This is a genomic window from Variovorax sp. 10L426 (genome assembly GCF_056395305.1).
This window is the reverse complement of sequence record NZ_JBFTJF010000158.1, coordinates 1-352: the sequence shown is the minus strand read 5'-3', so window position 1 is coordinate 352 and position 352 is coordinate 1. Positions and strand designations below refer to the sequence as shown.

General features: G+C 68.2%; 1 protein-coding gene. It reads right to left on the bottom strand.

The annotated features are described in order from the left end of the window. Nucleotides 1-352: response regulator (locus tag AC1DHL_RS30245; protein ID WP_478164399.1), on the bottom strand; the 352-nt coding region annotated here is incomplete at both ends.

Sequence of the window (352 nt, the reverse complement as noted above, 5' to 3'; positions counted from 1 at the left end):
GCCGCAGTGCCTGCTTGAGCTCCTGCATCGACGCGGGCTTGCCCAGGAAGACGTCGATGCCCGCGGCGCGGCTGCGATGCTCCTCTTCGGCGAGCGTCGATGCCGACACCGCGATGATCGGGGTGTGCCTGCCATCCTTGCTCGCGCGCAACTGCCTGGCCAGGGCAAAGCCATCCATGCCCGGCATGTAGAGGTCGGTGATCAGCAGGTCCGTCGGCGCCGCGTGCAGCGCCTTCCAGGCGCCTTCGCCGTTGTCGCAGATCACCACGTTGTCGTAGCCGAGCTGCCGCAGCTGGGTCTTGAGCAGCAGCTGGTTGACGCGGTGATCCTCCGCCACCACGATGCGCGCCGC